Origin of the sequence: Pantoea sp. UBA7232 (assembly GCF_002473195.1) — a bacterium.
Taxonomy (GTDB): domain Bacteria; phylum Pseudomonadota; class Gammaproteobacteria; order Enterobacterales; family Enterobacteriaceae; genus Pantoea; species Pantoea eucrina.
In genome coordinates, this window is record NZ_DKTK01000012.1 from 35,624 (window position 1) to 58,255 (window position 22,632).

A 22,632-nucleotide genomic window follows, 5' to 3' on the forward strand; every position below is an offset into this window, starting at 1 on the left:
AATTGAATCCTGTCCGGACACGTCCGGGCATCCGTATGACAGACTCAGGAAATAGCTATGCAACAGTTACAGAGCGTTATTGAATCCGCCTTTGAGCGCCGTGCTGACATCACGCCCGCCAGCGTCGACAGTGCCACCCGTGAAGCGATCAATCAGGTGATTGGTCTGCTGGACAGCGGCGAACTGCGCGTCTCTGAAAAAATCGATGGCGAATGGGTAACGCATCAGTGGCTGAAAAAAGCGGTGCTGCTGTCGTTTCGCATCAATGACAATCAGGTTATGGAAGGGGCTGAAACCCGCTTTTATGACAAGGTGCCGATGAAATTTGCCGGCTGGGACGATGCGCGCTTTAAAGCGGCAGGTTTCCGCGTGGTGCCACCAGCAGCCGTACGCCAGGGCGCTTTTATTGCGCGTAACACCGTGCTGATGCCTTCCTACGTCAACATCGGGGCTTTTGTCGATGAAGGTACCATGGTTGATACCTGGGCCACCGTGGGCTCCTGTGCGCAGATTGGCAAAAACGTGCATCTCTCCGGCGGCGTGGGCATTGGCGGCGTACTGGAGCCGTTGCAAGCTAATCCAACCATCATCGAAGATAACTGCTTTATCGGCGCACGTTCCGAAATCGTTGAGGGCGTGATTGTCGAGGAGGGTTCGGTGATCTCAATGGGCGTTTATATCGGCCAGAGCACCAAAATTTACGATCGCGAAACCGGTGAAGTTCACTACGGCCGCGTCCCGGCTGGTTCAGTAGTGGTCTCAGGTAATCTGCCGTCGAAAGATGGCAGCTACAGCCTCTACTGCGCGGTAATCGTGAAAAAAGTTGACGCTAAGACGCTGAGCAAAACGGGTATCAACGAACTGCTGCGTACTATCGATTAACCTCTCTGAGCGCTTTTCTTACTCATGACGGCACTGGCAACGGTGCCGTCATTTTTTCTTTACACCCCGCCTGATACAACCTGTTTTGCGCCGCAAATTAACTGGTGCGTTTACTTTTCAAACAGTTCATAATCCGCGCCAGTTAACTCCGGACGCGCACTGTCTGACCCGGTTTTTCGTCTAAAGTTTATAAGTATGCCGTAAGCGTTCCGGATCCGAGCTGGAACGATTGATGACATGTCTGCGCGCTCACTCACTCTCAGAGGGAATTTAAACGCCATGTATGACAACCTGAAAAGCTTAGGTATCAGCAATCCTGAAGACATCGATCGTTACAGTCTGCGTCAGGAAGCGAACAACGACATCCTGAAAATCTATTTCCGCAAAGATAAAGGCGAATTTTTTGCCAAGAGCGTGAAATTCAAATATCCGCGCCAGCGCAAAACCGTGGTGGCCGAACATAACGGTCAGGGCTTCCGTGAAATTCAGGAGATCAGCCCCAACCTGCGTTACGTTATCGATGAGCTGGATCAGATTTGCCAGCGCGATCGGGTTGAGGTGGATCTGAAGCGCAAGATCCTCGACGATCTGCGCCATCTGGAGAGCGTGGTCTCTAATAAGATCGCTGAGATTGAAGCCGATCTCGATCAGCTGACCCGTAACAGCCGCTGATCCGTTTACACATCGCACTCAGGCCAGCGCTGCTGGCCTTTTTTACGCCCGTTCATCCAGCTGCAGCGCCACATACAGCAGCAGCCGGTCGTCGAAATTGCCGAGATCCAGTCCGGTCAGTTCTGAAATCCGGTTCAGACGATACTCCAGCGTATTACGATGAATAAACAGCGCGCGTGCCGTGGCGCCAGGCTGCACGTTATGGCTGAACCAGGCGAGCAGCGTACGCCGTAATAAACCGTTGGTATCGATGCTTCTGAGTTTTTCCAGCGGACGCGCCAGCTCGCTGGCCTGCCAGCCGCCACGCAGGCTGTCGAGCAGTACCGGCAGCACCAGATCCTGATAAAAAAAACTGCGCTGCTCCGGCATACGCTGCTTGCCCACTGACATAGTGGTGCGGGCAGTACGCCACGAGCGCGCAATGCCGCCCGGTCCGGGGAAATAATTTCCCAGCGCAATCCGCATACGCACCTGACCGCTCTCTTTCATACGCTGCAGCAGCTGGTCAACGCGCCGGCGGTGATCGTCATGATCGTAACGGCCGTGAGCGTTCAGCGCGGGTTTCAGCACCACCATCTCCGTCAGCGATACGATGGCAATGAGGTTATCGCGATCCGGCGTGGTCAGCAGCGTCTGCAGCTGCTGCAGCTCTGACATTGCGCTGTCTACGCCCAGCTGGCCGCTATCCACTTCCACTACCGCCACCACACGCGGCTGGTTAAGATCGATACCCAGCCGCTGCGCCCATTCGTTCAGCGTCGGCGAGAGTGTGTCGCTGCGGATCAGGTTAAGCACCAGCTCTTCGCGCAGGCGGCTATCCTGCGCCAGCAGATGCAGCAGCCGCGCCTGTTCCAGCATCATCTCCGCCGTCATACAGACCAGTTCGCCGTAATGCCGCAGGGCAGCAGGTTCTCCGGTCAGCCCGATGACTCCCACGATGCTGCCTTCAATGCGCAGCGGCAGATTGACGCCAGGCCGCACGCCGTGCAGATGCTTTGCTACCGCTTCATCAATATCTACCACCCTGCCCTGCGACAGTACCAGCAGCGCGCCCTCGTGCAGCTCGCCGATACGTTCACGATCGCCGCTGCCGATAATGCGCCCGCGCGCATCCATCACGTTGACGTTGCTGTCGATAATTTTCATGGTGCGCGCAACGATATCCTGCGCCAGACGCGCATCAAGATGAGAGGTTGCCATGGATCACTTCCTGAGCAAGGGGCAAACCGACAGAATACGCATCCTGCTGACGGCTGACATTGTGCAATTGCACATAGTGGCGGAGAGATTGCGGAAAATGTTACCGGGCGCACAAAAGAAAAAAGGCGAGCCGCAGCCCGCCCGGTTTATGCAGGGAGAATTACTGCATCAGCAGATAAAGCGACGCGTCACCGCGCAGAATGTTGAGCGCCAGTACCGGCGGTTTCGTGTCGAGAATTTTACGTAGTTCACCCAGGTTATCGATCGCCTGCTGGTTAACCCCGAGGATGATGTCACCTTTCTTCAGGCCGATACGCGCGGCCGCGCTGCCTGCTTTCACGCTGTCAACGCGCACCCCTTTGTGGCCATTGCTCTCCACGTTGCTGAGATCGGCGCCTTCAATACCGGTGTAAATGGTCGCCGACTGCACTTTATCTTTGGTGCTCTGCTGCAGCTCTACCGTCACGCTCTGGGATTTACCCTCGCGCAGCAGACCCAGCTGCAGTTTGGTGCCCGTCGGCAGCGAGCCCACTTCAGCACGCAGGGCAGCAAAGCTGCTCAGCGGCTTGCCATTCAGTGAAACCACGACGTCGCCGGCTTTCACGCCCGCTTTTGCCGCCGCAGAACCAGGCAGAACCTGGCTGACAAAGGCGCCGCGCTGGGCATCAACCTTCATCGCTTTCGCCAGCTCTGAGTTCAGCTCGGTGCCGAGGATCCCCAGCTCACCGCGTTTAACCTGACCAAACTCCACCATCTGCGCCGTCAGGTTTTTCACCATCGAGCTGGGAATAGCAAAGCCGATGCCGATGTTACCGCCATCCGGTGCCAGAATAGCCGTGTTAATCCCGATCAGCTCGCCGTTCAGATTGACCAGCGCACCGCCCGAGTTGCCGCGGTTGATGGCGGCGTCAGTCTGGATAAAGTTCTCGTAATTCTCCACATTCAGGCCGCTGCGGCCCAGCGCAGAGACGATGCCGGAGGTCACGGTTTCACCCAGCCCGTAAGGGTTGCCGATCGCAACGGTATAGTCACCTACCCGCAGCGTATCGGAATCGGCCATTTTAATCGCCGTGAGGTTTTTCGCATCCTGCAGCTGGATCAGGGCAATATCAGACTGCGGATCTTTACCGATGATTTTGGCCTCATAGCGGCGGCCGTCGCTGAGCTGAACCTGAATTTTTGTAGCGTTGTCCACTACGTGGTTGTTGGTAACCACATAGCCTTTCTCTGCGTTAATAATGACGCCGGAACCGAGCGCGCGGAACGGCTGTTTTTGTGCATTGCCCGGTGCGCCATCATCTGCGCCACCGCCACCCTGACAGAGCGGCGATCCCTGAAAAGGCGATCCATCCTGACAGAAAGGCGAATTATCGCCAAAGAACTGCTGAAACTGCTGCGGCATGCGCGGCGTTTTTACCGCAGTGCTGCCTTCAACGTTGATGCTCACCACGGAAGGCATCACTTTTTCCAGCATGGGTGCCAGACTGGGCAGCTGCTGGCTGGAGGAGGACGCCGTTTCAGCGGCAAATACTGCAGCAGGCGCGCACGCCATACTCAGACTCAGTGCCAGCGCACTCAGCATCAATCTGTTTTTTTTCATTCGTTTTTTCTCTCTGAAAGTTGCAGCCTGACCATTGCTGTGGCCGTCATAACGGAGATAAATTTTATACGCAAAAAAGGCGATAAAGTTTTGCCTAAAGGTAAATATTTATGCGTCGTCTTTACAAAACTGGCCCTATTCTACCGCCATCATCCGGCGATATTCGTCCCACGCATAATTATCCGTCATGCCGCTGATATAATCCTGAATAAGGCGGAAGCGATAATAGCGCTCCCATAACAGCCGCTGATATTTATGCTCAACGACGCGCGCGCGCATCTGCTGCTGGTACGCCTTACGATGTTTACCGGAGAGCTTATGGAACAGGCGCGTCTCAATAGGATGGCCCGCCAGATAATCATCATTCATTAAGGTGGTAAATTGCTCATAATTGAGCTGCATCAGCGACTGATAGATCTCCAGCAGGCCTTTAATTACCCGGTAGCCCTGCAGCTCCAGCTGCTCTACTTCAGGATGATTAAATACCTGCTGACGCGCCACGGTTTTAAACAGCTTCAGCAGCCGCCCTTCATCACCATCATCTTCCAGCAGGGCGTGATTAAAATTGCCGGAGAAAATGGCCGGCAGGTTATCGACAAAGCGCCGCACCGCATGGCCTACCAGCAGATTCTGCACGTTTACGCGCAGCGACATAAAAAACTGATCGCTGATGCTGCGCCGTTTTTTCTGATTCGCCTCTTTCCAGGCCTCACCAATGGTGCGGCTAAATGCATCACCGGGAATCAGCGGCCCCCAGGCTTTAACCAGCGCGTGATAGAGCGTATCCACGGTAAATATCGCTTTTTCAACGGCGTCATCCAGGTCGGCAATACAGTATGAAATATCATCCGCCGCCTCCATTATCCAGGTCAGCGGATAGCGATGATGTTCCGCCAGATCGGTGGCGACGCGCAGCTCCGCAATATATTCCCGTTCAGAGAGATAAAAGCCGGGTTTTTTCATCAGGACGCTGAATTCAGCCGGCTTCTCACCCTGCCACCAGGCGGGGGCAGTATATTTCAGAATGCAGGCGACCTGGGCATAGCTAAGGTTAAGCTGCAGCAGCGTATGGACCAGCCGAATCGCCTGTGCATTCCCCTCAAAATTGCACAGATCCTGACGAATCATTGCATTCAGTTCGTTAAAGTCAGCCTGCTGTTCGTCGCTGGCCACGCCGGCGACCAGCGGATCCACCAGCTCTGCCGGCAGATTATCTTCGAACCAGTCATTAATCGCCGCTTCGCCAAAATGTCCAAACGGCGGGTTGCCGACGTCATGCAGCAGACAGGCCATCTCGACCAGCGTCTCTGTAGCCCCTTCAAAACCGTCCAGGCCATACTGCTCCAGCCCGCCGCCCTGGGTTTTCAGGGTATGGAGAATCTCCTTGGTAATGTAGCGGCCGGTCTGCTGGACCTCCAGCGAATGAGTCAGCCGCGAGCGTACGGCTGCGTTGCGCTCCAGCGGGAATACCTGGGTTTTTTGCTGCAGCCGGCGGATAGCGGCGGAGTTAATGATCCGGCCCCGATCGCTCTCAAAATGGCGGGTGATCGCGTATTCGCCTTCCGGTGCTTTACGGCTGGTATAAGGGCGCGTGAAACCGATCTTCTTCCTGAAATTAATCGCCACCATAGCGGGCCCTCTTTTTGGTGAATTCATCGCTCTGAAGCCATGATAGACTATGCCTCAGTTTCCTCTTAAACATCTATAAACACAGCGAGATTCTTTATGAAAGCAGGCATTATTGGCGCGATGGAGCAGGAAGTTACCCTGCTGCGTGACAAAATTGAAAACCGTCAGACGCTGAAGCTGGCCGGATGTGAAATCTATACCGGTACCCTGAATGGCGTTGAGGTTGCCCTGCTGAAATCAGGAATCGGGAAAACGGCCGCCGCGCTGGGCACCACCCTGCTGCTGCAGCTCTGCAAACCCGATCTGGTGATCAACACCGGCTCTGCGGGTGGCCTTGCGCCGACGCTGCAGGTCGGGGATATCGTGGTATCTGATGAAGTACGCTATCACGACGCTGACGTCACCGCTTTTGGCTATGTGCCGGGTCAGATGGCAGGTTGCCCGGAAGCGTTTGTGGCCGACAGCCAGCTGGTGACGGCCGCTGAGCAGACAATTAGCGAGCTGCAGCTGAACGCCGTGCGCGGCCTGGTGGTCAGCGGCGACGCGTTTATCAACGGTGCAGAGCCGCTGGCACGCATCCGCTCACAGTTTCCGCAGGCGATTGCCGTAGAAATGGAAGCCACCGCCATTGGTCATGTTTGTCACCAGTTTAACGTGCCGTTTGTCGTGGTACGCGCCATCTCTGACGTCGCCGATAAAACCTCCCACCTGAGTTTTGATGAGTTTCTCAGCGTGGCGGCCAGACAATCCTCTCTGATGACAGAGCGCCTGCTTGCCCGTCTGACGCATGGCTAAGTGGCTGCTCGCCGGGCTGCTGCTGCTCTGCAGCGGCCTGGTGTTAGCGGCTCCGCGCGTCATTACCCTCGCCCCGCATCTTACAGAGATGGCCTTTGCCGCCGGTATCACACCGGTGGCGGTCAGCGCCTGGTCCGACTATCCACCCGCTGCCCGGACGCTGCCGCAGGTAGCGAACTGGCAGGGCATCGGCGTTGAGCAGGTGCTGCAACTGAAACCAGACGTGGTACTGGCGTGGCGTGGCGGTAACCCGGCGCGTCAGATTGAACAGCTGCAGCACGCTGGCGTCAGGGTGGTCTGGATCGATCCGCAAAGCCTGGATGAGATGATAGATACCGTGCAGTCGCTGGCGCGCTGGAGCCCGCGGCCTGAACAGGCTGTTTCAGCTGCGCAGGCGCTGCGGGCGCAGGAAGCTGCATTGCGCCAGCGCTACCGGCACGCTGCTCCGGTGGCGCTGTTTCTGCAGTTCGGACAGCAGCCGCTGTTTACCGCTTCGCGTAACACGCTGCAAAATGAGATCGTCACGCTGTGCGGCGGGCAGAATATTTTTGCCGACAGCCGGGTTAGCTGGCCGCAGGTCAGCCGGGAGCAGGTGCTGATACGGCAGCCGCAAGCGATTGTCATCAGCGGCGATACCGCACAGGCCGCCAGCATCACCCGGTTCTGGCGCTCACAGCTCAGCGTACCGGTGATTGCCATTAACCCCGACTGGCTGAGCCGCCCCGGTCCGCGCCTGCTGCTGGCCGCGCAGCAGCTCTGCGCTGCGCTGCATCCGCTAAAAAAATAAGCGCCCGCGCATAAAGTTCAGCCCGCATATGTCGACAATGAAGAGAGCAGGCACGGCAGCCACGTAAGCTACGTGCCCTTTTAGCGCAACGCGCTTTTGACTACACCAGGAATTAATCATGACCCGAGCTGTACTGCTGGCCATTATGCTGGCGGGCGCGGCGTCCGCCATGGCGGCTGGCACCAGCGGCTCGATTGCGGTGTCGCTGACTATCGTGTCACGCTGCACTGTCTCATCCGCCAGTGCACCGGGGCTGCCCGCCGCTGACTGCGCGGGCGGTAGCGGCGCTCAGCCGCGTATTTCCCGGCAGACGCTCACGGGCGATGCGCGCCGGCACGACACAACACAATTAGTCACTATTGAGTGGTAGAACTGGCTGCCGGAACGGCAGCCAGACTGGCATCAGATACTGAAAGAGGAACCACAGCCGCAGGTGGTTTTAGCATTAGGGTTGGTAACAATAAAGCGCGAACCTTCCAGACCTTCGGTGTAGTCCACCGATCCGCCCACCAGATACTGCAGGCTCATTGGATCCACTACCAGCGATACGCCCTGCTTTTCGATGGTCATATCGCCATCGTTCATCTGGTCATCAAAGGTAAAACCATACTGGAAGCCGCTGCAACCGCCGCCGGTGATATAGACGCGCAGTTTCAGCGCCGGATTCTCTTCATCCGCAATCAGATTTTTTACTTTATTGGCTGCTGCATCGGTAAACTGCAAAGGCAGCGCTGCTACGTCATCACTCATGTTTTACTCCGCGTAAACGTCCAGGTCAGAAAACAACCTTAATCACGCTATTATCTGCCAGCCGCCCGGTGCAATCAAGTAGCACCCTTGACACTGTGTGCCCCTGAAATGAACTACAGTTTAAACCCTGCGTGCGCGAGGCCCCTGCTGCGCGCTGCGCGGCGGTTCACCGTCGCGGCATCTTCCCGTAGAATGACGGGATGAATTTTTCCAGACAGCCGGAGCCAAACCATGAGTAAGTCAGAAAATCTATACACCGAAGCACAACGTCTGATCCCGGGCGGCGTGAACTCCCCGGTGCGCGCGTTTACCGGTGTCGGCGGCGTACCTCTGTTTATTGAACGCGCCGATGGCGCCTTTTTGTATGACGCAGATGGTAAAGCCTATATCGACTATGTCGGCTCCTGGGGCCCGATGGTACTGGGCCACAATAACGCGACCATCCGCAACGCGGTCATTGAGGCTGCCGCGCGCGGCCTGAGCTTTGGTGCGCCGACTGAGATGGAAGTGAAAATGGCGGAGCTGGTGTGCGAGCTGATGCCGGGTATGGATATGGTGCGCATGGTGAACTCCGGTACGGAAGCGACCATGAGCGCCATCCGCCTGGCGCGCGGCTTTACCCATCGCGATAAAATTATCAAGTTTGAGGGCTGCTACCATGGTCATGCCGACTGCCTGCTGGTCAAAGCGGGTTCCGGTGCACTGACGCTGGGTCAGCCGAACTCCCCTGGCGTGCCGGCTGACTTTGCCCGCCATACGCTGACCTGCACCTATAACGATCTCGCCTCTGTCCGCACGGCGTTTGAAGAGTATCCGGACGATATCGCCTGTATCATCGTGGAACCGGTTGCCGGCAACATGAACTGTATCCCGCCGCAGCCTGACTTCCTGCCAGGCCTGCGCGCGCTGTGCGACGAGTTTGGTGCCCTGCTGATTATCGATGAGGTGATGACCGGTTTCCGCGTGGCGCTGGGCGGCGCGCAGACCTACTACAACGTGATGCCTGACCTTACCTGCCTCGGTAAAATCATCGGCGGCGGCATGCCGGTCGGCGCATTTGGTGGCCGTCGCGACGTGATGGAAGCGCTGGCACCTACAGGTCCGGTCTACCAGGCGGGCACGCTGTCGGGTAACCCGATTGCAATGGCAGCCGGTTTTGCCTGCCTGACGCAGATTGCTCAGCCAGGCACGCACGCCACGCTGACCGCGCTAACCACGCAGCTGGCAGAGGGCCTGCTGGCTGCCGCGCAGGCGGAAAATATCCCGCTGGTGGTAAACCACGTGGGCGGCATGTTTGGTCTGTTCTTCACCGATGCTGAAAGCGTGACCTGCTATGCAGATGTCACCCGCTGTGACACAGAGCGTTTTAAGCGCTTCTTCCATCTGATGCTGAGCGAGGGGATCTACCTGGCCCCCTCCGCCTACGAGGCGGGCTTTATGTCGCTGGCGCACACGCCGGAAGATATTGAGCGTACCGTTGCCGCAGCGCGTCGCTGCTTTGCCCAGCTGTAACGCCGGACTGCTCTGAGGAGCGACCCGCCCTGCCCTGGCAGGCCATAACAAAAAGGTGCGCCACGGCGCACCTTTTTTCTGTCACGCGCGGCGCAGCAGCCAGATGAAATAGGGGGCGCCAAAGAAGGTTGCCATCAGCCCTGCCGGGATCTGATCCGGAAACGCCAGCATCCGGCCGCACCAGTCAGCCACCAGCATCAGCCCGGCGCCGGTTACGCCAGCCATCATCATCTGCGGCAGCGCGCGCCGGAAGCCGAGCATACGCACAATATGCGGTGCCATCAGCCCGATAAAGCTCAGCGGTCCGACCGTCAGCGTCGCGGCGGCGGTCAGCGCGGCGGCCAGCAGCAGCAGCAGCAATCGTGAGGCAGTCAGTGACATCCCCGCGGAGCGGGCGGTGGCGCTGCCAAGCGGCAACAGCGTCAGCCAGCGGCTTGCCAGCGGTGCCAGGGCGACCAGTATCAGCGCGATGACCGCACTCTGCAGCGCCTGCGGCAGCGAGATGCTATAGGTGGAGCCGGAGATCCAGCTCAGCAGCCCCTCCATGCGCGGATCGCCGCTCGCCAGCAGTAGCATCAGCAGCGTGGCAAACGCGCTGTTCAGCGCCATTCCTGCCAGCAGCATACGCTGCGGTGAAAAGCCCCCCCGGCTGGCAACCAGCATAATGACGCCGAGCGTTAACGCTCCTCCGGCTATCCCTGCCGGCAGCAGCCACGCCAGCGCATCGCCCGGCACAAAAAACAGCATCAGCACCACGCCGCACGCCGCCCCGGAGCTGATACCCAGCACTTCCGGGCTGGCCATCGGGTTGCCGGTCAGACGCTGGATCAGCGTACCCGCCACGCCCAGCATCATTCCCACCGCCAGCGCCGCCAGCACGCGCGGTGCGCGCCATGGCAGCAGCTGCTGCAGCATGTCACCGCTTACCCATGCCCAGCCCGTAGCGTTACGGCCAAAACTGATACCCGCAACGGTCAGCAGCAGCAGCACCGCCAGCCCCGTCAGCACCCAGCGCAGCACACGCTGACGCTCGGCCGGCACCCGATCCCCGGCGTTCATCTCCGGCGGCTGAGAGCCGGCACGCAGCCGCGGCAGCAGCCACAGCAGCAGCAGCACCCCGGTCAGCGCCGTCGCCGTGCCGGTCGAAATCTCACGCCAGTACACCGTGAGCAACTGCACCGACTGATCGGCCAGCCACAGCAGCAGTGCACCAATCAGCGGAGCCAGCAGAATGCGGCTGAGCAGCCGCCGCGCACCCAGCATTTTTGCCAGCAGCGGCGCAAATAGCCCAATAAAACCGATAATGCCGGCAATGTTCACCAGCTGCGCGCTGAGCAGAATTGCCAGCGCCAGCGCGGCAACGCGTGCGATGGAAAGCGACAGGCCAAGATTTTTTGCCACGCCATCATCCAGTCCCATCAGCGTCAGCGGACGCAGCAGCGCCAGCGTCAGCACAAACGCCAGCAGCAGCCGGGGCCAGAGCAGCGCCACGTTGTGCCCGTCGAGCTGATTAAGCGCCCCGGTGCTCCAGAGGAACATATTCTGCAGCTGATCGTGATTAAAGATAGCAAAGACCTGATTGACCGCGCCGGCATACAGGCTCAGAACCAGTCCGGCGAGGATCAGCGTCACCGGTGAAAGCCGTCTGCCCCACGCCACGCCAAACACCAGCACGCCGACCAGCAGCGCACCGCCTGTCGCCGCAAACTGCTGCGTAAGCTCACCACCCGGCAGCTGCCACAGCGTGGCAACGGTAATGCCCAGCTGAGCGCCGGAGGAGATACCCAGCGTGGCAGGCTCTGCCAGCGGATTACGCAGCACCTGCTGAAACAGCAGGCCCGCCAGTCCCAGTCCGGCGCCGAGCAGCAGCGCCAGTGCCAGACGCGGCAGCAGACTGTAGTGAAAGACCATCTGGCGAATCGCATCGATATCGGGCGTGAAAAACGCCTGCGGCCACTGTGCCAGCGGCAGCGCGTTCTGCAGGTTGATAAAGGTCAGCAGCAGAGCGATAGCAAATATTGCGCTCAGCAGCGCGGCGGGAAAAAGAGAGATACGCATTAACGGGGCTCCAGCGCGCTTTCCAGCACGCGTACAAATCGCAGGGCTGCCAGCGTGGCACCGTAATACCATACGGCCGGTACGCGCCGGAAGCGGCCAGCACGCACAAACGGCAATGCCTGCCACAGCGCGGTGCGGGTCACCTGCTGCATATCGCGCTGATTATCGTGGTCAAAGCAGAGCACCTCAACGTTACCCACTTCAGCCAGCCGCTCCAGGCCGATGACCGCGCTGCCCCAGTAGCTGGTTTCACCCTGCCAGGCACTGGTAAGACCGAGCCGCTGCATGACATCCAGAAACAGGCTGTTCTGCCCGAAAACAATGGCGTGCCGGCTGTCGAGCAGCGACATCAGCAGGATTGGTCGTCCGGCCCATCCCTGCAGGCGCACCCGTGCCGCCGCCAGCTGCTGTCCGGTCTCCTGCAGATGCTGCTCCGCCTGCGCCTCGCGTCCAATGTGCGCGCCCAGCTGCCGCAGCGAGTGTTGCGCGGCGCTGAACGGCTTGCCGTCGCCGCTGTGAAGCGAAAAACCCAGCGTCGGGGCGATATGCTGCAGCGTTTCTGCTGACGGACCAAAGCCGCTGTAGTACAGGATCAGCGAGGGATCCAGCTGCGTCATCAGCTCCAGATTAGGTTCACCACGCAGGCCAAGATCGACGGTGCTGGCGGGCAGCGGCGGCTCGCCAACCCAGATATTGTAGTTGTGTACATCCGCCACGCCGAGCGGTGCCACGCCCAGCGCCATCAGCAGTTCAGCTGAGAGCCACTCCAGCGCCAGAATGCGTGAATTGTCCGGCACGGCAGCACGCAGCGGCGCGCACTGCATAAGCGGCGAGAGCGCCAGCGCCGTCAGCAGACGACGACGGGTCAGTGAGATCATCCCTGCTCCTCAGCGAACAAAACTGACGGGCGCGCCGCCCTGCGGGTGCGGCAGTATGCCCATCGGAATACCGTAGATCGTGCCCAGCACGTCAGCCTGCATGATCGCCGCCGGTTCCCCTTCGGCGATAACCTCGCCCTGACGCAGCGCCACCAGCCTGTCGCAGTAGCGCGCCGCCATGTTGATATCGTGCAGCACGGCAATCACGGTGAGTCCGCGCTCGCGGCTCAGCCGCTGGATCAGCGCCAGCACCTCAACCTGATGCGCAATATCCAGCGCCGACGTCGGCTCATCCAGCAGCAGGCAGCGGCTATTTTGCGCCACCAGCATCGCCAGCCAGGCGCGCTGACGCTCGCCGCCGGAGAGGCTATCCACCAGACGGCTGGCAAAGGGTTTCAGCCCCACCAGCGCAATCGCCTCCTCAACCCGGTTGCGATCTTCCGCGCCGTAACGTCCCAGCGCACCGTGCCACGGATAGCGCCCCATCGCCGTCAGTTCGCGCACCGTCATGCCTTCTGCCGCAGGCAGCTGCTGAGGCAGATAGGCCACCTGACGTGCAAACGCTTTGCTGTTCCAGTGCGCCACCGGTTCGCCGTTCAGTAGCACTTCTCCTGCCGTCGCAGCATGATGGCGCCCCAGCATTTTCAGCAGGGTCGATTTTCCCGAGCCGTTATGGCCAATCAGTGCGGTCACTTTTCCCGGTGTAAACGTAAGCGACAGCGGATGCAGCAGCGTGCGCCCCGGCACGTGAAAGCTGGCACTATCCAGCGCAAAAGTGGTTTCGGCGTAGTGCGAATGCAGCATGGTACTCCCTGGCTACCGGGCGCAGCGCGCCCGGATATCAGTCTCAGAAACGGAAGGTAGCGGTACCCACGATACGGCGCTCAGCGCCCCAGTAGCAGGCGTAGTCGCGGTAGCAGCTGGCGACGTAGTCACGATTGAACAGATTGTTGACGTTGACGCCCACAGTCGAACCCGGCAGGCCGAAGCGACCCAGGTCGTACTTCAGCGCGGCGTCTACCGTGGTGTAAGCGGCGACATCGAAGTTCTGGTTCGCGTTGCTACCGCTGGCATACAATCCTTTGCTTTCACCGACGTAACGCACACCGGCACCGATAGTTACGCCCGATAGCGCCGTGTCATGGAAGGTGTAGTCGCCCCACAGCGATGCCATGTGCTTCGGCACCTGCACCGGCGTGCGGCCTTTCAGCAAGTTATCTTCGGTGTATTCCGCATCGGTATAAGAGTAAGCCGCCGTCAGGTTGATGCTGGCGTTCACCGCGGCTTTCGCTTCCAGCTCCACGCCGCGTGAACGGATTTCGCCGCTCTGCACGCTAAACTGCGGATTATCAGGATCGGCCGTCAGGTTTTTGGTTTTGGTGAGCTGATACACAGCGGCCGTCATAACAATCGGACGATCTTTCGGCACATATTTTACGCCTGCCTCATACTGCTTAGCGCGTGAAGGATCGAACGCCTGACCGTTCCCTGTCGCACCAGCATTCGGGATGAACGCTTCGCTATAGCTGAAGTAAGGTGCAATACCATTATCGAATACGTAGTTAACCCCGCCGCGCCAGGTAAATGCCTGATCATTCTGACGGTCTACGGAATTTTCCACCCGATCGGTAACGGAGTTCATCGCGTAATCGTAGCGGCCACCGAGTGTTAACACCCAGCGGTTCCATTCCATTTGATCCTGCGCATACAGGCCAGTCTGGCGCTGCTGATTTAAATGCTGATAAGGATTGGTATAAGGGGTATAGCTGTCATCACCATATTGCGGATTGAATGGGCTAAGACCACTGGCGACACCAAACTGACCATCAATGTCGTTACGGGTGCGCTGGAAATCAACGCCCAGCAGCAAGGTATGAGCTAAATCACCGGTAGCAAAGTTAGCCTGGGCCTGCGTATCAACCGCGAACTGGTTGAGTTTCTCTTTCGAGAATGCCGCATTACGGGTAATACGTTGATTATCAGGGTTATAACCGAAGCCATAAATGCTGCGGTAATCCGTACGCAGTTCGGCATAGCGCAGGTTCTGCCGCACCGTCCAGGTATCGCTGAAGCTATGCTCAACGCTGTACCCGACCATTTTGGTGTTGCGCGAAATCTTGTTGCTCTCTTCGCCTTCATCAAAATGGGTCGGCAGTTTGTAACTGCTGCCGTCCGGGCGGGTGATGCCCGCCACCGTGCCTTCGCGCGGCAGCCAGCCGTAATAGCCGGTTTCCGGTTCATTCTGGAAGTAAGTCAGCAGGTCAAAACGCGTATTTTCGTCCGGACGCCAGCTGAATGAAGGCGCAATGGTGTAGCGCTTCTCTTTGTTCATCGCCTGCTGCGCATCAGCGCTGCGCGCGAGGCCGGTCAGACGATAGCTGTAGACGCCTGCGTCATCGAGCGCGCCGCCGAAATCGAAACCGGTTGAGAACAGATTGTCATTGCCCATCTGGAACTGCACTTCACGCAGCGTCTCCTGCGTGGGGCGCTTGCTGACCAGCGCCACTACGCCGCCCGGATTACTTTTTCCATAGAGCACCGATACCGGGCCGCGCAGCAGCTCCGCACGCTCCAGGAACCAGGGATCGAGGGCGAATTCTGAGTAGTTGTCGCCCTGCAGTTTCAGGCCATCCAGATACTGATTGGTGTTGGTTTCGCTGAAGCCGCGAATCGAGAGTGCATCAATCACGTCCGAACTGCCGCGGTTACCGGTCAGTACGCCAGGGGTATAGTTGAATGCCCCTTTAACGCTGGTGACGGCATGCATCGCCATCTCTTCCTGCGTCACCACCGAAACCGACTGCGGGTTTTTTTCAATCGGCGTATCGGTTTTGGTGCCGGTGGCGCTCTGCTTCGCCGCAATGGTCGGGGCCGGGCCCCAGGCGTTCTCCTGTGCCACCGTGCCGGTATCGGCAGCGGTGACAACAACAGTCTCTTCTGCCAGCGCCTGCGCGCTCAGCGTACCCAGTGTTAACGCAATGAATAAAGCCAGCGGGCGACGAGGCGTCAGCTCCGGCCGGAAAAAAGTAGTTCGCGCACTCATGAAGGAGTCTCTCAACAGATGAACAATGCGGGCGAATGAAAACGATAATGATTATCAGACGCAAAGATTTTAGGCGAAGCTGCGCGCGATCTGCAAGATGTAATCTGCGCGATTGCCGCAATTACTGCCCGATTGCAGCATCGATTGATCGCGGATAAAAAACCGGAGGCAAAAAAAAGGGCGCCGGAGCGCCCTGTATGAAGGGATGACTTATTTACTGCCGAACATATCTTTGATCCAGCCCGCCACGCCGTCAGAATCCTTTTGCTCATTCTGCGACTGTTGCTGCTGTTGCTGTTGCTGTTGCTGCTCAGGCTGCTGCTGCTGTTGCTGCTGGAACACCTGCTGCTGCTCCATCTGCTGCTGGCAGAATGCGGCCGGATCCAGCGTCCAGACCGGCAGTGAACGCCAGGTACTGCTGCCAGATCCGCAGACGAAATTACCCGCAGAATCAACGTTCATCTGCGTGATATCCTCCGGCGGCGTCAGGACCAGCGGCATCGGCGCCTGATTATCGAGATAGCGACGGTAAATCTGCATCGCACCGCTGGAGCCATAGAGTTTCGACGTCTGGTTGTTATCACGTCCGACCCAGGTAATCGCCACTTCTTTACCGTCAACACCGGCAAACCAGCTGTCGATCAGATCGTTGGTGGTCCCGGTTTTGCCCGCCAGGTGCGCTTTCGGATAGCGTGCGCCCAGAGCATGGGCGGTACCGCGTTCCGCCACCTGCTGCATGGTATAGAGCGTCAGATAGGCCGCCTGAGCAGGCTCCACGCGCTGCGCCTGCGGAAAGCTCTGGAACAGAACCGAGCCATCTTCAGCGATGACCGAACGCACCGCCGACAGGTCAGCACGGTTGCCGCCGCTGGCGATCGACTGGAACGCCTGCGCCACTTCCACCGGCGTCAGGTTCAGCGCGCCCAGCAGCATCGCCGGCACCGGATGTAGCTGATCTTTCGACACGCCCAGTTTATTCCAGGTATCCACTACCGCATCCAGCCCCAGCGTCATGCCCAGATTAACCGTTGGCACGTTCATGGAGTTAGTCAGCGCATCCACCAGCATCACCTTGCCGCTGAAACGACGATCGTCGTTCATTGGCTTCCAGACGCTGCCGTTGGGCTGCTTCAGCGCAATCGGTTCATCCGCGATCCAGCTGTTCAGCCGGTAGCTGTTGGGCTGACTCAGCGCGGTCAGATAGGTAGCCGGTTTCGCCAGCGAGCCGATAGAGCGGCGCGCCTGCAGCGCGCGGTTATAGCCGGCAAACTGCGGATCGGAACCGCCAACCATAGCACGCACTTCACCGCTGAAGCGGTCTACCACCACCATGGCGGTTTCCAGATCTTTCAGCCCGCGCTGTTTCTTCAGCGTGGGGATCCCCTCTTCTACCGCCTTTTCAGCCGCGTCCTGTGAAACCGGATCGAGCGTGGTGAAAATTTTCACGCCCGAGAGATCTTTTACCTTGTCGCCCAGCTTCGCCTGCAGCTCATTACGCACCATCTGCATAAAGGCGGGCTGCGGGGTGATCACGCCGCCTTTAGGCTGTACGCCCAGCGGACGCGCCGAGAGCATGTCATACAGCTCCTGGTCAATCACCTGCTGCTGCTGCAGCAGACGCAGCACCAGATTACGTCGCTCCAGCGCCAGCTTTGGATTCCGCCACGGGTTGTAGAGCGAGGCGCCTTTTACCATTCCGACCAGCATCGCCTGCTGATCGAGGCTGAGCTCATCAACCGGACGCCCGAAATAGTAGAGGCTGGCCAGCGGGAAGCCGCGGATCTGATCGTTACCGGCCTGACCGAGATAGACCTCATTGAGGTAGAGCTCAAGGATGCGATCTTTGCTGTAACGCGCATCCATGATCACCGCCATGTAGGCTTCACGCGCTTTACGCCATAGTGAGCGCTCATTGGTCAGGAACAGGTTTTTAACCAGCTGCTGCGTCAGCGTACTGCCGCCCTGTACCGCTTTTCCGGCGGTGATGTTGGCCAGAAATGCACGGCCGATCGAGTAAGGGCTGATCCCGTCATGCTCATAGAAGTGACGATCTTCGGTCGCGATCAGCGTATCGACCAGCAGATCCGGGAAGCCGGCACGCGGCACAAACAGACGCTGTTCGCCGTTAGGCGACTGCAGCATGGTGATCAGGCGCGGATCGAGACGGAAGAAACCGAAGTCGCGCCCGGTATCGAGATTTTTAATACCGGAGAGCTCATCGTTGCTGAAGGTCAGACGCGCGTTGATCTGTCCCTCTTTGCTGTCAGGAAAATCAAACGGCCGGCGCAGCAGATCGATGGTATTGCCCTTGACGCTGAACTCGCCCGGACGCGTAATGCGCGACACTTCGCGATACTGCGTACCTTCCAGCAGCGCAATCATCTCTTTCTTATCATAGGCCATGCCAGGCTCAAGGCTGACCATGCGCCCGTAGACGGCGGCAGGCAGCTGCCAGACTTTACCATCAATACGGCTGCGGATCTCAGAGTCGAGATAGACGCCCCAGGCCGCCATCACAACAACAACAACGAGGAAGAGCTTAATGAGCCAGCCTAACCAGCGGCGCTTGCCGCGCTGCGGGCCTTTACCCCTTCCTTTACTTTTCGGTGGCACCGGAGCGCTCTCCTCATAATCTTCATCAATATCAGTTTGCCCGATGTGGCCATCAGGCTCTTTGCGGTGCCCGCGCCGCGCGGTAGTGCGCGGCGGCTTTGGCGCTTTTCCTTTGCGCCCAATAGGTTCGCGATCGTTCCCAGACATACTCTCTTCTCTCCAGGCATAGCGGTAGCTGCGGCCGTTACTCTAACTGCTTTCTCCCGCTGCGCATGGCAGAACCCTCTGAATTCGATCCACAGGGTTACGGGGAAAACTTTTTGGTGCGCCTTGTTGGCAGGGCGCTGGCCGGATCGTCCGGCCATGGATGTTTGGGGTAGCGCCCTTTCATCTCTTTCTGCACCTCGGGGTACGCGCCGCGCCAGAACGCCGCCAGATCGCGGGTGATCTGCAGCGGACGATGCGCCGGTGACAGCAGCTCCAGCACCAGCGGCACGCGGCCCTCAGCGATAGCCGGATTCTGCGCCTCGCCAAACATCTCCTGCAGGCGAACGGCCAGCGCGGGCGGATTCTCTGCGTGATAGCGGATGGGCAGGCGGCTTCCGGTCGGCACAGTGTAGTGAGTTGGCAGCGCACTATCCAGCCGCTGACGTTGCGACCATGTCAGCAAATGTAATAATGCCCGGCTGAGGTTAATGCCCTGCAGCCCTTTCAGATCGCGCACGCCCGTCATCTCAGGCAGTAACCAGCTTTCCAGTGTATCAAGCAATGCCGTATCGTCCAGCGGCGGCCACCCCTCTTCCGGCAACCACTGCGTCGCGCACTGCAGGCGCAGGCGCAGCTGCTCCGCTTCCGGCGTCCAGCCCAGTACAGACAGGTCCTTTTCGCGTATCCAGCGCAGCATGGCGGGATGCAGAATGTCCGGCTCTGGTCGCGCCTGCGGCTGCGCGCTGAGCACCAGCGCGCCCAGCAGTTCGCGCTTCCAGGCGCGCAGCGTGCCTCTCTCCTCATCCCATTCCACGTCAACCCGGCGGGTAATGAGCTGCGGCAGCGCGGCCCGCAGCGCCGTCAGGTCCACCGGCAGCGCCAGCAGCATGCGTGCGTCCGCCGCGCCCGCCCCCTGCAGCAGCGCGGGCGCAATCAGGGCGGGATAGCGACTAAGGCCGTGATCCTCATCCAGCATGGCGCCGAGACCGTTTGCCAGCTGGTAGCGTGCGCTCTCGCCGCGCCGCTGCGCAATGCGGTCGGCAAAACCCGCCGCCAGCAGCAGCGGAATGCGATCGGCATCCACCCGTCCACCGCTGGCGTTCAGACGCTGCTGCCACTGCCGCGCCCGCCGCTGCCACTGCGGCTGGGGATGGTTCAGCGCGTCACGCAAATCGACGCTGCCGCCGCGCGGCGGATCTTCGAGAGTGGCCACCAGCAGCGCCGCGCTGGCAATGGCATCGCTCTCCTCCCCCGCCGCGCAGAGTATGGCCGCAAGACGCGGATCGCTGCCGAGCCGCGCCATTTTCCGGCCGGTGGCGTTAAGCCGTCCGGCGCTGTCCAGCGCGCCCAGCTGGTGCAGCAGCGCGTCCGCCGCCTGCAGGTTGCGGGCCGGCGGCAGGTCAAGCCACTGCAGCTGCGCTGCCGTGCTACAGCCCCACTGCAGCAGCTCCAGCCGCAGACCGGCGAGATCGCTGCTTAAGATCTCTGCATCACTCTGCGCCGGCGCGCGCAGCGCCTGCTCCTGTGCCAGCAGATGCAGGCAGATACCCGGCTCAAGCCGGCCGGCGCGCCCGGCGCGCTGCGTCATGGATGCCTGACTGATACGCTGCGTTTGCAGCCGGGTGACGCCGCTGCGGGCATCAAACTGCGCGACCCGCTCCAGCGCGCTATCGACCACCAGACGGATCCCCTCGATGGTCAGGCTGGTCTCCGCAATGTTCGTAGCGAGCACGACCTTCCGGCGGCCGGCGGCGGCCGGCAGAATGGCGCGCCGCTGCGCCTCCAGCGGCAGCGCACCGTAGAGCGGAGCCAGATCGATATCGTCCCCCACCCGTGCGCTCAGCTCCCGCCTGACACGCTCAATCTCCGCCACGCCCGGCAGAAACAGCAGCAGCGAGCCGTGCTCCTCGCGCAGCAGCTGGGCGACCTCGCGCGCCACCGCCTCCTCAAAACGCGTCTGCGGATTGAGGCTGGCATAGCGGCGCGCCACCGGATAACTGCGTCCGGCCGATACAATGGCAGGCGCAGCGGGCAGCAGCGCCTGCAGACGCTGATTATCCAGCGTGGCGGACATCAGCAGCAGCTTCAGGTCATCGCGCAGCCCCTGCTGCACATCCAGTAGCAGCGCCAGCGCCAGATCGGCCTGCAGGCTGCGCTCATGAAACTCATCAAGGATCACCAGCGCTACGTCCTCCAGCATGGGATCGCGCTGCAGCATGCGCGTCAGGATCCCCTCGGTGACCACTTCGAGTCGGGTATGCGCACCGACGCAGCTCTCACCGCGCAGCCGGTAACCCACGGTGTCGCCCGGCTGCTCGCCAAGCTGCTCCGCCAGCCGCTGGGCCACATTGCGCGCCGCCAGACGACGCGGTTCCAGCATAATAATACGCCCCGGCAGCGACGCCTGCTGCAGCAGCTGCAGCGGCAGCCAGGTCGATTTTCCTGCGCCGGTAGGGGCCGCCAGCAGCACCTGGGGCGAACGCTCCAGCGCCGTCAGCAGCGCAGGCAATACCTCGCTGACCGGTAATTCACTCACGCTCTTCTCCTGCTCTGCCTGTGCTAATATGGCGCGCATTGTACACCACCCGGCGCAGATTACCGGAGCACGCTTATGACCACGCAACGCCTGTTTTTTGCTCTTGAACTGCCTGCTCCGCTTCAGCAGCAGCTGGTGCAGTGGCGGGCGGATAATTTTGCCGCTGAGGCCGGTACGCCGGTTGCAGCGGCCAACCTGCATCTGACGCTGGCGTTTCTGGGTGAGGTGAGCCGCGAGACGCAGGAGAGCCTGCAACAGCTCGCCGCGCGTATTACCCAGCCCGCTTTTACGCTTGACCTGGATGATGCCGGACACTGGCCACGCCCCGGCGTAGTATGGCTCGGCTGCCGCCGCGCGCCGCGCGGACTGCTGCAGCTGGCGTCGCTGCTGCGCGCTCAGGCGGCACGACACGGCTGCGCGCAGAGCGCACAGCCTTTTTATCCGCACGTTACCCTGCTGCGCCACGCCACACAGCGCATTGTGCTGCCGCCGCGCGGGTTTCACTGGCAGATGGAAGCGACCCGGTTTGCGCTCTGTTCATCGCTCTTTTCCCGCGGCCGTACGCGCTACAAAACCGTGGCGCGCTGGCCGCTCACTTCAGCCTGAGGATCCACCATGCAGTTTACTCTGCCGCTTAAGCCGGCTCGTCTGGTGGCGCGCTACAAGCGCTTTCTGGCTGACATCGTGACGCCTGAGGGCGACCTGCTGACCATCCACTGCGCCAACACCGGCGCCATGACCGGCTGCGCCACGCCCGGCGACACGGTGTGGTACTCCACGTCAGCCAGCACGACGCGCAAATATCCGCACAGCTGGGAGCTGACAGAGACGCAGTCGGGCCACTGGATCTGCGTTAATACGCTGCGCGCTAACCAGCTGGTGCAGGAGGCGCTGCAGCAGCAGCATATTCCGGAATTATCCGGTTACACCCACTGCCGCAGCGAAGTGAAATATGGCACGGAAAAAAGCCGAATTGATTTCCTTCTGCAGGCAGAGGGCAGATCAAACTGCTATATTGAAGTCAAATCCGTCACCCTTTTACAGAATGGTAAAGGCTACTTTCCGGATGCGGTGACGGTCCGCGGACAGAAGCATCTGCGCGAACTCAGTGCAATCGCGGCAGAAGGTCATCGGGCCGTTTTGTTGTTTGCTGTTCTGCACACGGGGATTGAGGACGTTTCCCCGGCGCGCCATATCGACGCGCACTACGCAGAACTACTGGTACAGGCACAGCGCCGTGGCGTAGAAGTGTTTGCGTATCAGGCCACGCTTTCTCCTGAGCAGATGCAGCTCTCCCGACCGCTGCCGGTGGCAGCCTGCGCTGAGCTGTCATAATAGTGGCGATAAACTGTGTCAGGATGGAGCCGGAGGCGCGCTAAATACGCTTTTACTCACAGGCTTGTCAAGGTGTGTTCAGGAATAATTGCCAACCTTGATTGCTTCTGCTATTTATAGCGGCCTGTTTTTTTCCCTGATGGGAATCGATAAACCCAGAGCAGACAGGCCAGCCGTGCAGCAATCCTGCCGGGC

General features: G+C 59.8%; 18 protein-coding genes. 8 read left to right on the plus strand and 10 right to left on the minus strand.

Features of this window, described 5'->3' with window-relative positions; all coding sequences use genetic code 11:
- Nucleotides 1-57: 57 nt before the first annotated feature.
- Both dapD and B4056_RS12275 read left to right on the plus strand, forming a co-directional pair.
- Nucleotides 58-882 (plus strand): 2,3,4,5-tetrahydropyridine-2,6-dicarboxylate N-succinyltransferase, encoded by an 825-nt coding sequence (gene dapD / locus B4056_RS12270; protein WP_039382717.1) that lies wholly within the window; start codon nt 58-60, stop codon nt 880-882.
- 279 nt (nt 883-1,161) lie between these two features.
- Nucleotides 1,162-1,554 (plus strand): DUF3461 family protein, encoded by a 393-nt coding sequence (locus B4056_RS12275; protein WP_039382714.1) that lies wholly within the window; start codon nt 1,162-1,164, stop codon nt 1,552-1,554.
- Between the two features lie 42 nt (nt 1,555-1,596).
- Here B4056_RS12275 and B4056_RS12280 read toward each other — a convergent pair whose 3' ends face one another.
- The 3 genes from B4056_RS12280 to dgt form a co-directional block, all read right to left on the minus strand.
- A complete protein-coding gene (locus tag B4056_RS12280; protein ID WP_071669051.1) occupies nt 1,597-2,754 on the minus strand; it encodes a CdaR family transcriptional regulator in 1,158 nt (385 codons plus the stop codon).
- A 160-nt stretch (nt 2,755-2,914) separates the two neighbouring features.
- On the minus strand, nt 2,915-4,354 hold the full coding sequence (degP, locus tag B4056_RS12285; RefSeq protein ID WP_039382707.1) for a serine endoprotease DegP: 1,440 nt from the start codon (nt 4,352-4,354) through the stop codon (nt 2,915-2,917).
- Between the two features lie 135 nt (nt 4,355-4,489).
- Nucleotides 4,490-5,983, minus strand: coding sequence for a dGTPase (gene dgt, locus B4056_RS12290; protein WP_039382705.1), 1,494 nt, complete (start codon nt 5,981-5,983; stop codon nt 4,490-4,492).
- 96 nt (nt 5,984-6,079) lie between these two features.
- On the opposite strand from dgt, the gene mtnN reads away from it, so the two are divergent.
- The 3 genes from mtnN (at nt 6,080) to B4056_RS12305 (ending at nt 7,935) form a co-directional block, all read left to right on the plus strand.
- Nucleotides 6,080-6,778, plus strand: a complete 699-nt coding sequence (gene mtnN / locus B4056_RS12295) for a 5'-methylthioadenosine/S-adenosylhomocysteine nucleosidase (protein WP_039382702.1) — start codon at nt 6,080-6,082, stop codon at nt 6,776-6,778.
- Nucleotides 6,771-7,565, plus strand: a complete 795-nt coding sequence (gene btuF / locus B4056_RS12300) for a vitamin B12 ABC transporter substrate-binding protein BtuF (protein WP_094111885.1) — start codon at nt 6,771-6,773, stop codon at nt 7,563-7,565. The genes mtnN and btuF overlap by 8 nt, the downstream gene beginning before the upstream one ends.
- 118 nt (nt 7,566-7,683) lie before the next feature.
- Entirely contained in the window at nt 7,684-7,935 is a 252-nt protein-coding gene (locus B4056_RS12305; RefSeq protein ID WP_039382696.1) for a hypothetical protein, read from the plus strand.
- Between the two features lie 32 nt (nt 7,936-7,967).
- On the opposite strand, the gene erpA is transcribed toward B4056_RS12305, so the two are convergent.
- The gene (erpA, locus tag B4056_RS12310; protein ID WP_039382693.1) at nt 7,968-8,315 is read right to left on the minus strand and encodes an iron-sulfur cluster insertion protein ErpA; all 348 of its coding nucleotides are present in this window, start codon (nt 8,313-8,315) and stop codon (nt 7,968-7,970) included.
- 231 nt (nt 8,316-8,546) lie between these two features.
- Between erpA and hemL the strand changes: the two genes are divergently transcribed.
- Entirely contained in the window at nt 8,547-9,827 is a 1,281-nt protein-coding gene (hemL, locus tag B4056_RS12315) for a glutamate-1-semialdehyde 2,1-aminomutase (RefSeq protein WP_039382689.1), read from the plus strand.
- An 81-nt stretch (nt 9,828-9,908) separates the two neighbouring features.
- Here the strand turns inward: hemL and fhuB are convergent, their stop codons facing one another.
- From fhuB to hrpB, 6 genes are all read right to left on the minus strand, one after another.
- On the minus strand, nt 9,909-11,885 hold the full coding sequence (gene fhuB / locus B4056_RS12320; protein WP_150034732.1) for a Fe(3+)-hydroxamate ABC transporter permease FhuB: 1,977 nt from the start codon (nt 11,883-11,885) through the stop codon (nt 9,909-9,911).
- On the minus strand, nt 11,885-12,763 hold the full coding sequence (gene fhuD / locus B4056_RS12325; RefSeq protein ID WP_094112285.1) for a Fe(3+)-hydroxamate ABC transporter substrate-binding protein FhuD: 879 nt from the start codon (nt 12,761-12,763) through the stop codon (nt 11,885-11,887). Before fhuD ends, fhuB begins: the two co-directional genes overlap by 1 nt.
- 9 nt (nt 12,764-12,772) lie before the next feature.
- A complete protein-coding gene (gene fhuC / locus B4056_RS12330) occupies nt 12,773-13,567 on the minus strand; it encodes a Fe3+-hydroxamate ABC transporter ATP-binding protein FhuC (protein ID WP_150034734.1) in 795 nt (264 codons plus the stop codon).
- 43 nt (nt 13,568-13,610) lie between these two features.
- A complete protein-coding gene (gene fhuA, locus B4056_RS12335) occupies nt 13,611-15,806 on the minus strand; it encodes a ferrichrome porin FhuA (protein ID WP_288654882.1) in 2,196 nt (731 codons plus the stop codon).
- 210 nt (nt 15,807-16,016) lie between these two features.
- Entirely contained in the window at nt 16,017-18,566 is a 2,550-nt protein-coding gene (mrcB, locus tag B4056_RS12340; RefSeq protein WP_288654883.1) for a bifunctional glycosyl transferase/transpeptidase, read from the minus strand.
- A 97-nt stretch (nt 18,567-18,663) separates the two neighbouring features.
- Nucleotides 18,664-21,141, minus strand: coding sequence for an ATP-dependent helicase HrpB (hrpB, locus tag B4056_RS12345; RefSeq protein ID WP_113655003.1), 2,478 nt, complete (start codon nt 21,139-21,141; stop codon nt 18,664-18,666).
- A gap of 36 nt (nt 21,142-21,177) precedes the next feature.
- Here hrpB and thpR point away from each other — a divergent pair, with 36 nt between their 5' ends.
- Nucleotides 21,178-21,708, plus strand: coding sequence for an RNA 2',3'-cyclic phosphodiesterase (gene thpR, locus B4056_RS12350; RefSeq protein ID WP_288654884.1), 531 nt, complete (start codon nt 21,178-21,180; stop codon nt 21,706-21,708).
- Between the two features lie 9 nt (nt 21,709-21,717).
- Nucleotides 21,718-22,437 carry a DNA/RNA nuclease SfsA gene (gene sfsA, locus B4056_RS12355; protein WP_039382667.1) on the plus strand — a complete coding sequence of 240 codons (720 nt, stop codon included), beginning with the start codon at nt 21,718-21,720 and terminating at the stop codon, nt 22,435-22,437.
- The last annotated feature ends 195 nt before the right edge of the window (nt 22,438-22,632 follow it).